The following is a 14,080-nucleotide window of genomic DNA, read 5'->3' as shown; positions in this document are numbered from 1 at the left end:
GGTTAGTCAGCGGTTAATCGGCGCCGCTGTGCTCTCCTGGACCTTCTCGAAGTCGACGCCCGGCGCCAGCTCCACGAGCTGCAGGCCGGAGGAAGTCACGTCGAACACGCCCAGGTCGGTGATCACCCGGTCAACGCACGCCTTGCCGGTCAACGGAAGCGTGCACTCCGAGACCAGCTTCGGGCTGCCGTCCTTGGCCGTGTGGGTCATCACGACGATCACGCGGCGGGCGCCGTGCACGAGATCCATCGCGCCGCCGATGCCGGTGACGAGCTTGCCCGGCACCGCCCAGTTCGCGAGATCGCCGGACGCCGATACCTGCATCGCGCCCAGCACGGCGACGTCGACGTGGCCGCCCCGGATCATGCCGAACGACAACGAGGAGTCGAAGAACGACGCTCCCGGTAGGACGGTGACGGTCTCCTTGCCCGCGTTGATCAGGTCGGGGTCGACGTCGTCGTCCGAGGGGTACGGGCCGACACCGAGGATGCCGTTCTCCGACTCCAGCACGACCTCGACGCCCGGCGGCAGGTAGTTGGGGATCAGGGTCGGCACGCCGATGCCGAGGTTGACGTACTCGCCGTCGCGCAGCTCCTGGGCCGCGCGGGCGGCCATCTCGTCACGACTCCACATGGCGCACCGTCCTGAACTCCACGCTCTTGTCCGAAACCTCCGACGGCGACAGCGCCACGACCCGTTGCACGAAGATGCCGGGCAGGTGCACGTCGTCCGGGTCGATCACGTCGACGATCTCCTCCGCCTCGGCGATCGCGACCCGGCCCGCCATCGCGGCGAGCGGGTTGAAGTTGCGGGCCGACTTCGCGAACACCAGGTTGCCGTACCGGTCCGCGCGAGCAGCTCGCACCAGCGCGAAGTCGGTGCGAATGCTCTCTTCCAGCACGTACGAACGGCCGTCGAACTCGCGCACCTCCTTGGCGGGCGAGGCAACGGCGACAGAGCCGTCCGGGTGGTAGCGCCACGGCAGACCGCCGTCCGCGACCAGCGTGCCGACGCCGGCGGGGGTGTAGAAGGCGGGAATGCCGGTGCCGCCCGCGCGCAGCCGTTCGGCGAGCGTGCCCTGCGGGATCAGCTCGACCTCGATCTCGCCGGCGAGGTACTGGCGGGCGAACTCCTTGTTCTGCCCGATGTACGAACCGGTCACGCGCGCGATCCGGCCCGCGGACAGCAGCACCGCGAGGCCCTGGTCCATCGCGCCGCAGTTGTTCGACACGATGCCCAGCGAGCCGACGCCCTTGTCGTACAGGGCGTTGATCAGCACCTTCGGCACACCGCACAGTCCGAAGCCGCCGACGGCCAGTGTGGCGCCGTCGTCCACATCGGACACCGCCTCCGCCGCGGAGGACACGATCTTGTTCATGACAACCTCTCGAAGACCGCCGCGAGCCCCTGCCCGCCACCGATGCACATGGTTTCCAACGCGTACCTGCCGTCCCGCCGCTCCAGCTCCCGCAACATCGTCGCGAGAATCCGCGCGCCCGTCGCGCCGACCGGGTGGCCCAGGGCGATGCCGGAGCCGTTGACGTTGATCCGGTCGAAGTCGGTGACACCCCACTCGCGCGTCACGGCGAGCACCTGCGCGGCGAACGCCTCGTTCAGCTCGATCAGGTCCATGTCGTCGAGCTTCAGCCCCGCGTTGTGCAACGCCCGCGCGGACGACGGCACCGGTCCGATGCCCATCCGGGACGGCTCGACGCCCGCCGAAGCCCAGGAAACCAAGCGCGCCAACGGCCGCAAGCCCAGTTCTGAGGCTCGTTCGGGAGAGGTGACGACGCAGATCGCGGCGCCGTCGTTCTGCCCGCTGGCGTTGCCCGCGGTGACGGTCGCGCCCTCGATGTCCATGACGGTCTTCAACGACGCCAGCTTCTCCAGTGTCGACCCCGGCCGCGGGTGCTCGTCCGCCACGAAGTCGCCGACGGCCACCAGCTCGTCGTCGAACCGGCCGGAAACCTGCGCCGCGACAGCACGTTCGTGGCTGCGCAACGCCAGCTCGTCCTGCTCGGACCGCGAGATCCCGTACTCGCGACGAAGGTTCTCGGCGGTCTCCAGCATCCCGCCCGGCACGGGGTAGTTGAGGCCACCGGCGGTCACGCGACCACGGGCCAAAGCCTCCGCACCCGCGTTCGACATGCTCTCCACACCACCCGCGAGCACCAGGTCCTGCGCACCGGTCTGCACGGCCATCGCGGCGTTGATCACAGCCTGCAAGCCGGAACCGCACCGGCGATCGAGCTGCACACCCGGCACACCCACACCGAGACCGGCGTCGAGCGCGACGATGCGGCCGATTGCCGGAGCGTCCATGGTGGGGTAGCAGTGCCCGAGGATCAGGTCGTCCACAGAGGACGGTTCGAGCCCGGTGCGGCGCATCAGCTCCTGGACGACGATCGCCCCGAGCTCCTGGGCGGTGCGCTCCTTGACAGCACCGTTGTAGCGGCCCACCGGCGTGCGGATGGGCTCGCAGATGACGGCGTCACGCATGAACTCTCCTCGACAGATGATCCACGACCAGCGCGTTCACGACCTCCGGCCGTTCGGCCGTGAGCAGGTGGGCGGCGTCCGCGACGACCTCGAACCGCGCGCCGGGAATGCCGTCCGCGATGACCCGCACGATCTCCGGCGTGGTGGCGGGGTCGTCGGCACCCGCGAGCACCAGCGTCGGCACGGTGATCTTGCCGAGCTCGGAACGCACGTCGAACGTGCCGATCGACTCGGCGCAGCCCGCGTAGCCCTCGACGGTCGTCGAACGCAGCATGTCCAGCAGCCGCTCGGCCTCCTCGGGCTGGAGCACCGCGAACTCCTGCGTGTACCAGGTGCCGAGTCGTGACGGCACCATCACCTCGACGCCCTTCTCGCGCACCAACGCCGCACGTGCAGGCCACTGCGGCGGATCGGGGAACTGGGCAGCGGTGGCGCACAAGGTCAACGTCAGCAGCCGCGAACCGTGGTGAATGCCAAGCCACTGGCCGATCGCTCCACCGATGGAAACACCCAGGTAGTGGAACTGCCGCACCCCCAACGCATCCAGCAGCTCCACCACGTCCGAAGCCAGCTCACCGATCGAGTACGGGCCGGGCGCGTCCGGAGACTCGCCGTGGCCGCGCAGGTCGAACCGGACGATGCGCCAGCGGTCGGCGAGTGCGGCCACCTGGGCGTCGAAGAGTCCGGTCGAGGTGCCGATCGACGGACCGAGCACGAGAACCTCCGCGTCCTCCGGCCCGTCGACGACGTGGTGCAAGATCACTGAGGCTCCAATCGGTCCGTGAACTCCAGCACCGCGGCACCGTTCTGACCACTCACGTGCACGGCGCCGCCGGCCACGATCAACTCTGCCAAGCGGCCGCGCACCGTGCCGAGGTACTTTCCGTCCAGTGGAAGCGCGGTCCCGGGTGGAACGCTCACAACGCCATCGCGAAGCATCCCCTCCACCCGATGCGGACGGCCGAGCACGGCAGCGGCCGCCCGGACGTCACCGCCGCGCACGAGCTCCCGCACCCGCGTCGACGAGCACCCGTCGACCAGATCCACCCCGTACGCGGTGAGCCCCAGCTCCCGCAACGTCTCGACGGTCCCGGCACCCCGATGCCCGAACGTGAAGTTCGCCCCGACCACGACAGCGGAGGCGTGCAGCGCGTCCACCAGCACCTGCGCCACGAAGTCGGCAGGGGACAACGACGCGAACCGCAGGGTGAACGGCAGCACCAGAATCGCGTCCACCCCGAGCGAATGCCCCAGCTCAGCCCGTCGATCAACGGTCGACAACGCCGACGTGTCGCGCGGCAGCCCCAGCACGAGCGCGGGATGCGGGTCGAACGTCACCAGCACCACTGGACGTTCCCCAGCGACTTCCCGCGCGGTCGCGATCAGATGAGCGTGCCCGCGATGCACACCGTCGAACACCCCGATCGTGACCACACACTCAGGCCAGTTAGCGCACACCTCCTCCAGCGACCGCCAGACCACTCTCTCCCGCACGGCGATCACGTCTGGGCCGCCAAGTCCGACGGGTGCGTCGCCAGCGGCGTCACCTGGACCTTCATGAACTCCCAGAGCGGCAGCGACGACAGGAACGCGTGCAGCTCGTCGTTGGACGGCACGTCGAAGACGCTGATGTTGCTGTACTGCCCGACGACCCGCCACAGGTGCGGCCACACGCCGAGTTTCTGCAGTTCCAAGGCCCGTTCCCGCTCCGCCCTGATCAGCTCGGCGCGGCGGGAGGCGTCGAGGTCGTGGGGCAGGGAAACGTCCATGCGCACGTGGAAGAGCAACGCGTCACCTCCTGGTGAAGGCCGCGACGGCCGCCGGGTCCAGCTCGATGCCGAGCCCAGGTCCGTCGGGCAGGTGCAGGTCGCCGCCGGAGTACCGCAACGGCGTGGTCAGCAGCTCCTCGCGCATGAGCAACGGTCCGAACAGCTCGCTGCCCCACGTCACGGCCGGAGCCGCGCAGGCGAGGTGCAGCGACGCCGCCGTGCCGACCGGGCTCTCGATCGAGGTGCCGCCGTGGCACGGAATACCCGCCGCGTGAGCGATCGAAGCGATGGCCGCGGTCGCCCGCAGCCCACCGGACTTCGTGGTCTTCAACGAGAACACGTCCGCCGCGCGCAAACCCGCCAGCCGCAACGCGTCCGACGGCGTGCGCAGCGACTCGTCTGCCATCACCGGGATCGGCAGCGCCCGGTTGATCTCCGCGAGCCACTCGACCTCGGCACCCGGCACCGGTTGCTCGACCAGCTCCACCCCGGCGGCGGCCAGCGCGGGCAGGTAGCGCAACGACGTCAGCCGGTCCCAGCGCGCGTTCAGGTCGACCCGGACACCGGCCACACCCTGCAGCTTCTCCGCGATCGTGCACACCCGGCGCACGTCGTCGGCCGGCTCCTGCGCGCCCATCTTGAGCTTGAAGCTGCGGTGACCGGCGTCGAGCTTGGCCATCGCCTCCTCGATCACCACAGGCGCCGGTTCGGTGCCCAACGCCCACGTGACCGGCACAGACGTGCGCGATAGCCCGCCGAGCAACGTGTGCACCGGAACGTTCAAAGATCGCGCCCACGCGTCGTGCAGGGCGACCTCGACAGCCGCCTTGGCGTAGAGGTTGGCGTTGACCACATCGTTGACGGCCTGGAGCACGCCCGCGATGTCGTCGACTCGACGGCCCAGCAGCAGCGGGGCGATGTACTGGTCAATGACCACCTTCATGGTCTCGACCGACTCACCGCCCCACCACGGCCCGCCCGGCACGACACCCTCGCCGAGGCCGACCGCCCCGCCCGCGGTCCGGACGTGGACGAGCAGCACGGGCTGCGCGTCCATCCCGGTGCGGGCGAAGCGGTGCGGCCGGACGAGCGGGACGTCGAGCAGAACGGTGTCCACGCCGTCGATCAGCAGGTCGTTCATGTCGCCTCGAGGACGAAGTGGTACACGGCACGCCCCTCCGCCGGGGTCAGCACGAGCTCCGGCTTCACCGCTTCGGCGACGTCGCTGTCGACGTACTCACCGCCCGCGAAGTAGAGCTGCGTGGTGATCGTCCGGTGGCCGGGAGCCCGCACGATGAGGTGCAGGTGCGCGGGCCGCCACGGGTGCCAGCCGGCCGCGTCGATCATCTGACCGGTCGGGCCCTCGTGCGGGATCTGGTAGGGCGCGGGCTGCACAGTCGTGATCTCGAACCGGCCCTCGGAGTCGGTGACCACGACACCACGCAGGTTGCCTGCGGGGATGTCCGGCGCGAACCCCGAGTAGTAGCCCTGCGAGTCGGCGTGCCAGATGTCCAGCTCGGCCCCGGAGAGCGGTTTCCCGTCGAGATCCGTGACCTGGCCGGAGAACACCAGCGCGTCGCCCTGCTCGTCCGGCCTCGCCGGCAGCGTGGTTACCGACGGCAGCCGTTGCTGGTCCGGCAGGTAGTACGGCCCGAGGATGCTGCCCTTGGTGCCGTCCTGGGTGCGCGCGGCGACTTCCTCGACGACGTGCTCGACGAACACGTCCAGGAACAACGGCCACTCGCCGCCCTCGCCCAGGTCCATCAGCCACTGCTTGGCGGCCTGGAACTCGGGATACGTGACGTCGTGCACGCGGATCGCCTCGTGCACGCCCTGCAGCACGGCGGTGACCACAGTGGACACTCGTTCGGGCGAGACGTCGAGCGATGACCGTGTCGTGGAACGGAAGTTGGCGCTCGCGGAAGCACCGGAGTCCGCCGCGGTGGGGGTGTGAACGGCAGTCATGTCGGGATCACCTTCCGTTCAGGGAGACAGCGCCGGGGTTGAACAGGTCGGGAACCTTCCAGCCGTCGAGGTCGTACTCGGCCATGCACTGCTCCGCGAAGCCCTTCATCGCGTCCGCAGTACCGGACTGCTGCGCGGCGAACAGCATCTCGGCGCGCACACCCTCGTGGTTGCCGGAGTAGTTGCGCTCGTACAGCTCGTGCCGGCCGCCGAACTCGCTGCCGATCGAGTCCCAGATCAGCTTCATCAGCTTGACCCGCTCGACGGCGTCCATGCCGTTCGAGCCGCGCACGTACTTGTCCAGGTACGGCCGCACCTCGGGCGAGGCGAAGTCCTTCGCGGACGACGGCAGGTAGATGAGCGCGGATCCCAGGTCCTGCATGATGATCTCGCGGATCCGCGGGTAGCCGACCGTCATGAACCACCGGTAGGCGAGCCCGAAGTCCAGGTGCGGCAACACCGCGCCGTCGATCCACGCGTCCGGCTTCGCGCACATCGCCTCGGACAGCGCGTGGAAGAGGTTGCGCCACCCGATGACCTCGCCGACGCGGGTCTGGATGCCGCGGAAGTCCTTGGTACCGGTGGCTTCCACGCCCTTGAGCAGCAGCCCGGCGAGGAAGTCGAGCTTGACCGACAGTCGCGTGACGCCGTGGAACGTGAAGCGGTGCAGGAAGCCGGAGCCGGGGAAGAACGTGCTGGCCTTCTCCGCGTCGCCGTAGATGAAGACGTTCTCCCACGGGATCTTCACGCGGTCCAGCACGAAGATCGTGTCGTTCTCGTCGAACCGCGACGAGAGCGGGTAGTCGAACGGACCGGTGGTCTTGTCCACGTTGGCGGCGTAGGAGTTGCGGCAGATCAGCTTCATGCCCGGCGCGCCCATCGGCACCGTGCACACCAGTGCGAACTCGCGCTTCTTGATCGGCAGGCCGTAGTGCGCGATGAAGTTGTAGTTCGTGATGGCGCTACCGGTCGCGACCACCTTGGCGCCGCTGACGATCAGGCCGTCGTCGCGCTCCTCCTCGACGTGCATGAACACGTCGCGCACCTCGTCGGGGTCGCGGTTGCGGTCGACCGGTGGGTTGATGATCGCGTGGTTCCAGTACAGGACCTTCTCCTGCGACTCCTGGTACCAGCGCCGCGCGTTGTCCGCGAACGGCTCGTAGAAGTTCGCGTTGGCGCCCAACGTGCCGAGGAACGCGGCCTTGTAGTCGGGGCTGCGGCCCATCCAGCCGTACGTCATGCGAGCCCACTCCGCGATGGCGGCGCGGTCGGCGTAGAGGTCGGCACTGCTGCGCGGCGTGCGGAAGAACGGGTGCGTGAAACCGCTGCTGCCGGTGTCGGTCGGCGCGGTGAGCACGGACTGCTTGTCCGGGTCGTGCAGCGCGTCGTACAGCCGCGCCGTCATCCGGACGGAGTTGCGGAACGCCGGGTGCGTGGTGACGTCGTCGATCTTCTCGCCACCGAGGAAGATCTCGCGTCCGTCCCGAATGGACTCGATGTACTCCTCACCGGTCATCGGGCGAGTGGTGCGTTGCTGCTGTTGCGTGGTCATGCCTAACCCTTCGTCGTCGAAGCGGTTCGCAATGGCGTGAACGAGGAGCCGAACCAGCCCGCGTCGGGGCAGTCGACCGAGAAGTTCCAGTGGGTGTCCCGTTCCGCGAGCTCGCGGAACGCACCACCGAAGAACAGCAACGGGTCGGCGTCGCTGATGTCGAGGTGTGCGACCTCCCCGATGACGATCAGGTGGTCGCCGCCGTCGTAGATGCGCCAGGGCAGGCACGAGATGGTCGCGGCGTTGCCGAGCAGGACGGGGGCGGTCGGCCCGTCGGCCCAGCGAGGAGCGGGCCCTTGCGGCCGGCCCGCGAACGTCCACGCGGTGTCGAGCTGGTCCTTCGCCAGGACGTTGATGGCGAAGGGCTGGTCCTCCAGGAATCCGCAGGCCTTGGAGTTGCGGGTCAGCGTGACCTGGCACAGCGGAGGGTCGAGGGAGACGGCGGTGAAGGCGTTGACGGTGGCGCCGTGGGGTTCGCCATCGTCGTTGCGGCAGGTCACGACCGTGACACCGGTGGCGAACCTGCCGAAACCGTTGCGGATTGTGCGGTGATCCAGTGTCATCTCCCGCTCCTCCTTGTACGCTGTGCGTACAACATGTACGCTTTGCGGTTACATGAGGGTGCACCGGCTTCGTCGTGCTGTCAACGGGGAGGATGTGGCGATGGCGAGCGATCCGGACGAGCGCGACTTCATCCAGAGCATCGAACGCGGGTTCGCCGTGCTGCTCGCGTTCGATGAGGACCGCGTCAGCCCGAGCCTCGCGGAACTGGCCGCGGCGACCGGTTTGTCCCGTCCGGCGGTGCGCAGGATTCTCCTGACGCTGCAACGGTTGGGGTACGTGCGGGCGACGGGTTCGCGGTGGACGCTGACCCCTCGTGTGCTGAGCATCGGGCAGCACTACTCGGCGTCGCACGCGATGATCGAGATCGCGCAGCCGCACCTGCTGGAACTCTCGGCGAAAACCGGTGAATCGGCGTCGTTGGCGGCGCTGGACGGACGAGACGTCGTGTACGTCGCCCGCGTGCCGGTGCGCCGGATCATGAGCATCAACGTGTCGATCGGTACCAGGATCCCGGCTTACGCGACGTCAATGGGTCGTGTCCTGCTGGCGTGGGCACCGGACGTTGTCGTCGAGGAGATCATCGCCGGTGGATTGCCGGCGTTGACGAAGCACACGGTGACCGAGGTCGACGCGTTCCGCGGTGTGCTGCGGCAGGTTCGCTCGGACGGGTGGTCGATCGTGGCGGAGGAGCTGGAGATCGGCCTGCTCTCGGTGTCCGCGCCCGTCCGCGACCGCACCGGCGAGGTGGTCGCCGCGCTCGCGTCCTCCACGTCCGTCGGGCGATCATCGGTTGAGGCGATCCGCGGTGATGTGGTTCCGTTGCTGCTGGACGCCGCGGAACGGATCAGCGCCGATCTGGGTCACAAGAGCTCGGCGCGGCGCGAAGGGTTCTACTAAAACCCCGGAGGACCGCATGCCCGCACGGCCCAGGATCCTGGTGCTCGGCACCGGGTTCGCCGGATTCCACTGTCTGCGCAAGCTCGAACGCAAGCTGCCTGAGGACGCGGCCGAGCTGGTCGCGATCAACCCCGCCGACTACATGCTCTACATCCCGTTGCTGCCCGAGGTCTCCGGCGGCGTGCTCGACCCGCGCCGGGTCGCGGTGCCGCTCCGGAACACCTTGAAGCGCACCAGACTCGTGCTCGGCGCGGCGACCGGCATCTCGCTGGAGAAGAGCTGCGTGCAGGTCATGGACGTGGAGGGCCGGTCGAACGAACTGTCCTACGACCGGCTGCTGATCGCGTCCGGCAGCGTGACCCGGCTGCTGTCGATTCCCGGTGTCGCCGAGCACGCAAAGGGCTTCCGGACCGTCGCCGAGGCCATCCACCTGCGCGATCACGTGCTGCGGCAGCTCGAGCTCGCCGACCAGTCCGACGATCCCGAGGAACGACGGGCGCGGTGCACGTTCGTGGTGGTGGGCGCGGGTTACACGGGTACGGAGGTGCTCGCGCAGACGCAGCTGCTGACCCAGGACGCGTGGCGCCACCTGCCGCGGCTGAAAGACGTCGAGCCGCGCTGGATCCTCGTCGACATCGCACCGCGCGTGCTGCCCGGCCTCGACCCCCGGCTGTCAGAGCCGACTCGCAAAGTGCTCCTCAAGCGTGGTGCCGAGGTCCGGCTGGAGACCAGTCTGAAGGAGATGACCGACACCTGCGCCCGGCTCTCCGACGGCGAGGAGATCCAGACGCGCACGGTCGTGTGGTGCGTCGGCGTGCGGCCGGATCCGCTGGTCAGCACGTTGAACAAGCCCGCGACCAACGGCCGCATCGACACCGACACCTATCTGAAGGTGTGCGAGAACGTGTGGGCCGCCGGTGATGCCGCCGCCGTGCCGGACCTGGTGCGGCCGGGTGAGATCACCGCGATGACCGCGCAGCACGCCGAACGCCAGGGCCGGGTCGCGGCGCTGAACATCGCGGCTTCGCTCGGCTTCGGGTCCGCGCGCGAGTACAAGCACAAGGACCTCGGCTTCGTGGTCGACCTCGGCGGCTGGCAGGCGGTCGCGAACCCGCTCGGCGTGCCGCTGACGTCGCTGCCCGCGAAGGCCGTGACGCGCGGCTACCACCTGATGGATCTGCCGTACGGGCGGATCCGGACGGCCGCGAACTGGGTGACCGAGCTCGGCGCCGGCCGGCAGATCACGCACTTCGGCGTCGTGCCCGATCGTGGCATCACGCTCGCGCAGGCCGACCTGCCACCGGCTGCGGCGGGTCGTGGTGACTAGGCTGGTCCGGTGACAGCCCAGGGGGAGCAGCCGACTCTGGCCGACCGGCTGGACAGGCTGTTCAAGGCGGTGCGTCCAGGCGGCCAGCGCGAGTACACGTACGAAGAGGTCGCCGGGCAGATCCGCGAGCAGGGCATCTCGATCTCGCACACGTACGTCTGGCAGCTGCGCAAAGGGTTGCGCGACAACCCGACCAAGCGTCACCTCGAAGGGCTCGCGCAGTTCTTCGGCGTGCCCACGTCGTACTTCCTCGACGACGACAACAGCGGCATCGACGACCAGCTGGAGTTGCTGGTCGCGTTGCGGGACAGCGATGTGCGTTCGTTGGCGCTGCGGGCGAACGGGCTTTCGCAAGCGAGCATCAAGGCGGTGCTGGGGATGATCCAGCACGCGCGGACGATCGAGGGCCTGCCGCCAGTGGACGAGTGACACGGTCCACTGTGGACGTCACGCTCCGGTGACGCCGTCGATGCCCTCGCGCAGGAAGTCCGCGTGGCCGTTGTGGCGCGCGTACTCGTGGCACAGATGGTTCATGACGAGCCGCAACGACACCTGTTCTCCCCACCGCGGCTGGTAGCCCGTCACGTCCAGCGACTCGGCCTCGCGTTCGATCCGGCGCGAGTGCTCGACCTCGTTCTGCCACGCCGCGAACGCCTCCGACCTGGTCGACGACGAGGCGTCGTAGGCCACCTGGTAGTCGTTGTCGTCGGACCACACCAGCGGGATGTCCTCGCCGTTGATGACCTTGCGGAACCAGGTGCGCTCGACCTCCGCCATGTGCCGCACCAGGCCGAGCAGCGTGAGCGTGGACGGCGGCATCGAGCGGCGGCGCAGGTCGTCGTCGGACAGGCCGTCGCACTTCATCGCGAGGGTGGCGCGGTGGAAGTCGAGGAACACGCGCAGGGTCTCGCGCTCGTCCGCCTGCAGTGGTGGGTTGGGGCGTTCGGTGGTCACGACGGCAGTCTTTCACCACGATGATCTCGTGGACCTGCAATTGACGGGACGCCGGTACGTCGTCACCGGCGGGAGTCGCGGTATCGGGCGGGCGATCGTGTCGCAGCTGCTCGCGGAGGGTGCGCGCGTGGCGACCTGTGCGCGCAGCGATCCGGGGTGGGGCCCGGAGGTGCTGTCACGGGTCGGCGACGTGCGGGACCGCGGGTGGATGCGGGAGTTCGTCGCGGAGGTGGCCGAGGCGTTCGGCGGACTCGACGGGGTGGTCGCGAACGCCGGTGCCGGTGCCGCTGGGGGAGTGCTCGGCACAGCGCCTGACGTGTGGCGAAACCAGTGCGACGTCAAGGTGGCGAGCGTGCTCAACCTCGTCGAACCCGCGGTCGAGCACATGACCGACGGCGCGGTCGTGGTGATGAACGGGGTGACCGCGCGGACGCCGGACCTGGACATGGCGGCGGTCAGCGCCGCGCGGGCGGCGGCCGGGTCGGTCGCGGCGATGCTGGCGAGAACGCTCGCACCCCGCATCCGGGTCAACACGGTCAACCTCGGCGCCATCCGCACCGAACGCCAGCACGCCAAGCACCGGAGCTCGGGATCGCCGCTGGACTTCGCCGCGTGGGAAGCCCAGGAAGCACACAGGCGCGGCATCCCGCTCGGCAGGTTCGGCTCGCCGGAGGAGGTCGCGCCGATCGTCGCGCTGCTGCTCTCCCCGCGATCGTCCTATGTGGCCGGTGCGGTCGTCGACGTGTCCGGAGGGCTCTAGGGGCCAGTGCCGGGCGCCACACCTCCCATACCGGCTGTGAGCGCTAACGTGGCCCTATGACCAACCTCGAGCAGGCCGAGTCGGCGTTCGCGTCGGCGCGGCCGAGGCTGTTCGGCATCGCCTACCGCATGACCGGCAGCGTGGCGGACGCCGAGGACCTCGTGCAGGAGGTCTGGCTGCGTTGGCAGAACGCGGACCGCGCGGCGGTGCTCAACCCCGAGGCCTACCTGGCGACGGCGATCACCCGCCTCGCGATCAACGAGTCGCAGACCGCGCGCGCCCGCCGGGAGACCTACGTCGGGCCGTGGCTGCCCGAGCCGGTCGACACGGCAGCCGATCCGCAGGTGGGGGCCGAGCAGGGGGCCGTGCTGGAGCTCGCGGTGCTGATGCTGCTGGAGAAGCTCACGCCGACCGAGCGGGCCGCGTACGTGCTGCGCGAGGCGTTCGACTACCCGTACCGCGAGATCGCCGAGATCGTGCAGACCAGCGAGGTCGCGACCCGGCAGCTGGTCAGCAGGGCGCGCAAGCACCTCGCGGACGAGCGGAAGGTTCCCGTCCAACGCGCTGACCAGCGCAAGCTGCTGGAGGCGTTCGTGGCGGCCGCGCAGGCCGGTGACCTCGCGGGTCTCGAGAAGCTGTTCGCCGAGGACGTCGTCAGCTACTCCGACAGCAACGGCGCGATCCGGGCGGCCGGACGTCCGCTGTTCGGCGCGGCGTCGCTCGCGAAGATCATCGCGGGCTGGGCGCCGTCGTTCTGGGCCGGTGCCGAGGCCGGCTACGTCGAGGTGAACGGCCTGGACGCGATCCGGTTGCGCAAGGACGGCAGCACGTTCGCGGTGATCACCCTGACGGCCTCCGCGGAGGGTGTCGACCAGCTGATGTGGCTGGTCAACCCCGAGAAGCTGGGGGCGTTTCAGTAGGGCTGTCACAACGGCGGGGGCTGTCCTGTCTTAGCTCGTGAACACCCGCACGGGGCGGGGCTCAGGAGAGGGACGGACCCATGAGGATCGTTGTCATCGGCGGCACCGGGTTGATCGGCAGCCAGGTCGTGAAGCGGCTGGGTGAGCACGGCCACGACGCCGTGCCCGCGTCCCCCAACAGCGGCGTCAACACGGTCACCGGTGAAGGCGTCAAGGAGGTTCTGCAGGGCGCAGACGTGCTCGTCGACGTGTCCAACTCACCGTCGTTCGCCGACGACGACGTGATGAACTTCTTCACCGCCGCCACGACCAACCTGACGGCCGCGGCGAAGGAGGCGGGCGTCGGCCACTACGTCGCGCTGTCGATCGTCGGCACGGACGAGCTGCCCGACTCCGGCTACCTGCGCGCGAAGGTGGCGCAGGAGAAGCTGATCACCGAGTCCGGCCTGCCGTACTCGATCATCCGCGCGACCCAGTTCTTCGAATTCGCGGGTGCCATCGCGAACTCGGCGACGGTGGACGACGTGGTGCACCTGCCGCACGGTGGCGTGCAGCCGATCGCGGCCTCCGACGTGGCGGCGGTCGTCGGACGCACCGCGGCGACCGGGCCGATCAACGGCGTGCAGGAGATCGGCGGGCCGGAGGAGTTCACTTTGGACGGCTGGGTCCGCACGGTGCTCCAGGCGCGCAACGACTCGCGTGAGGTCGTCGGCGACCCGAAGGCGCAGTACTTCGGCACGTTCCTGACCGGCAACCAGCTCGTGCCGAACGCGGGCGCGCAGCTGCAGGCCACCAGCCTGAAGGACTGGCTGGCCGCGGGCAACTGAATCCACAGTGGACGGGCTCGGGTGAGCCCGTCCACTGCTCGTACAG

General features: G+C 69.2%; 17 protein-coding genes. 6 read left to right on the top strand and 11 right to left on the bottom strand.

Annotated features, from left to right (window positions below; translation table 11 throughout):
* Positions 1 to 6: 6 nt before the first annotated feature.
* From AB0M24_RS17690 to AB0M24_RS17645, 10 genes are read right to left on the bottom strand one after another with little or no spacing between them, the layout of a single operon-like run.
* Positions 7 to 633: a CoA transferase subunit B gene (locus tag AB0M24_RS17690; protein ID WP_363768066.1), complete on the bottom strand. Its 627-nt coding sequence runs from the start codon at positions 631 to 633 to the stop codon at positions 7 to 9.
* Positions 620 to 1,378: a CoA transferase subunit A gene (locus tag AB0M24_RS17685; protein WP_363768063.1), complete on the bottom strand. Its 759-nt coding sequence runs from the start codon at positions 1,376 to 1,378 to the stop codon at positions 620 to 622. Before AB0M24_RS17685 ends, AB0M24_RS17690 begins: the two co-directional genes overlap by 14 nt.
* Positions 1,375 to 2,499 (bottom strand): acetyl-CoA C-acetyltransferase, encoded by a 1,125-nt coding sequence (locus AB0M24_RS17680; protein ID WP_363768060.1) that lies wholly within the window; start codon positions 2,497 to 2,499, stop codon positions 1,375 to 1,377. Before AB0M24_RS17680 ends, AB0M24_RS17685 begins: the two co-directional genes overlap by 4 nt.
* Positions 2,492 to 3,262: a 3-oxoadipate enol-lactonase gene (gene pcaD / locus AB0M24_RS17675; RefSeq protein ID WP_363768057.1), complete on the bottom strand. Its 771-nt coding sequence runs from the start codon at positions 3,260 to 3,262 to the stop codon at positions 2,492 to 2,494. The genes AB0M24_RS17680 and pcaD overlap by 8 nt, the downstream gene beginning before the upstream one ends.
* Entirely contained in the window at positions 3,259 to 3,957 is a 699-nt protein-coding gene (locus AB0M24_RS17670; RefSeq protein WP_363768285.1) for an adenylyltransferase/cytidyltransferase family protein, read from the bottom strand. The genes pcaD and AB0M24_RS17670 overlap by 4 nt, the downstream gene beginning before the upstream one ends.
* A gap of 41 nt (positions 3,958 to 3,998) precedes the next feature.
* Complete coding sequence (gene catC, locus AB0M24_RS17665; protein ID WP_363768054.1) at positions 3,999 to 4,286, bottom strand: muconolactone Delta-isomerase; 288 nt, start codon at positions 4,284 to 4,286, stop codon at positions 3,999 to 4,001.
* Between the two features lie 4 nt (positions 4,287 to 4,290).
* The gene (locus AB0M24_RS17660) at positions 4,291 to 5,409 is read right to left on the bottom strand and encodes a muconate/chloromuconate family cycloisomerase (RefSeq protein ID WP_363768051.1); all 1,119 of its coding nucleotides are present in this window, start codon (positions 5,407 to 5,409) and stop codon (positions 4,291 to 4,293) included.
* Positions 5,406 to 6,233, bottom strand: a complete 828-nt coding sequence (catA, locus tag AB0M24_RS17655; RefSeq protein WP_363768048.1) for a catechol 1,2-dioxygenase — start codon at positions 6,231 to 6,233, stop codon at positions 5,406 to 5,408. The genes AB0M24_RS17660 and catA overlap by 4 nt, the downstream gene beginning before the upstream one ends.
* A gap of 7 nt (positions 6,234 to 6,240) precedes the next feature.
* On the bottom strand, positions 6,241 to 7,785 hold the full coding sequence (locus AB0M24_RS17650; RefSeq protein WP_363768045.1) for a 4-hydroxyphenylacetate 3-hydroxylase N-terminal domain-containing protein: 1,545 nt from the start codon (positions 7,783 to 7,785) through the stop codon (positions 6,241 to 6,243).
* A gap of 2 nt (positions 7,786 to 7,787) precedes the next feature.
* Positions 7,788 to 8,348 (bottom strand): flavin reductase family protein, encoded by a 561-nt coding sequence (locus tag AB0M24_RS17645; protein WP_363768042.1) that lies wholly within the window; start codon positions 8,346 to 8,348, stop codon positions 7,788 to 7,790.
* Between the two features lie 100 nt (positions 8,349 to 8,448).
* Between AB0M24_RS17645 and AB0M24_RS17640 the strand changes: the two genes are divergently transcribed.
* Genes AB0M24_RS17640 through AB0M24_RS17630 form a run of 3 tightly spaced genes read left to right on the top strand, consistent with a single transcriptional unit; the run spans position 8,449 to position 11,002 of the window.
* Positions 8,449 to 9,246 carry an IclR family transcriptional regulator C-terminal domain-containing protein gene (locus AB0M24_RS17640; protein WP_363768039.1) on the top strand — a complete coding sequence of 266 codons (798 nt, stop codon included), beginning with the start codon at positions 8,449 to 8,451 and terminating at the stop codon, positions 9,244 to 9,246.
* A gap of 16 nt (positions 9,247 to 9,262) precedes the next feature.
* Positions 9,263 to 10,573: an FAD-dependent oxidoreductase gene (locus AB0M24_RS17635; RefSeq protein WP_363768036.1), complete on the top strand. Its 1,311-nt coding sequence runs from the start codon at positions 9,263 to 9,265 to the stop codon at positions 10,571 to 10,573.
* A gap of 9 nt (positions 10,574 to 10,582) precedes the next feature.
* Positions 10,583 to 11,002, top strand: coding sequence for an XRE family transcriptional regulator (locus tag AB0M24_RS17630; RefSeq protein ID WP_363768033.1), 420 nt, complete (start codon positions 10,583 to 10,585; stop codon positions 11,000 to 11,002).
* A gap of 18 nt (positions 11,003 to 11,020) precedes the next feature.
* On the opposite strand, the gene AB0M24_RS17625 is transcribed toward AB0M24_RS17630, so the two are convergent.
* The gene (locus AB0M24_RS17625) at positions 11,021 to 11,527 is read right to left on the bottom strand and encodes a DinB family protein (RefSeq protein WP_363768030.1); all 507 of its coding nucleotides are present in this window, start codon (positions 11,525 to 11,527) and stop codon (positions 11,021 to 11,023) included.
* A 28-nt stretch (positions 11,528 to 11,555) separates the two neighbouring features.
* Here AB0M24_RS17625 and AB0M24_RS17620 point away from each other — a divergent pair, with 28 nt between their 5' ends.
* The 3 genes from AB0M24_RS17620 (at position 11,556) to AB0M24_RS17610 (ending at position 14,034) form a co-directional block, all read left to right on the top strand.
* Positions 11,556 to 12,287 carry an SDR family oxidoreductase gene (locus tag AB0M24_RS17620; protein WP_363768028.1) on the top strand — a complete coding sequence of 244 codons (732 nt, stop codon included), beginning with the start codon at positions 11,556 to 11,558 and terminating at the stop codon, positions 12,285 to 12,287.
* A gap of 56 nt (positions 12,288 to 12,343) precedes the next feature.
* Positions 12,344 to 13,207: an RNA polymerase sigma-70 factor gene (locus tag AB0M24_RS17615; protein ID WP_363768025.1), complete on the top strand. Its 864-nt coding sequence runs from the start codon at positions 12,344 to 12,346 to the stop codon at positions 13,205 to 13,207.
* A gap of 80 nt (positions 13,208 to 13,287) precedes the next feature.
* Positions 13,288 to 14,034, top strand: a complete 747-nt coding sequence (locus AB0M24_RS17610) for an SDR family oxidoreductase (protein ID WP_363768022.1) — start codon at positions 13,288 to 13,290, stop codon at positions 14,032 to 14,034.
* The last annotated feature ends 46 nt before the right edge of the window (positions 14,035 to 14,080 follow it).

Origin of the sequence: Lentzea sp. NPDC051838 (assembly GCF_040681245.1) — a bacterium.
Classification (GTDB): Bacteria; Actinomycetota; Actinomycetes; order Mycobacteriales; family Pseudonocardiaceae; genus Lentzea.
This window is presented reverse-complemented; position numbering and strand designations above follow the sequence as displayed.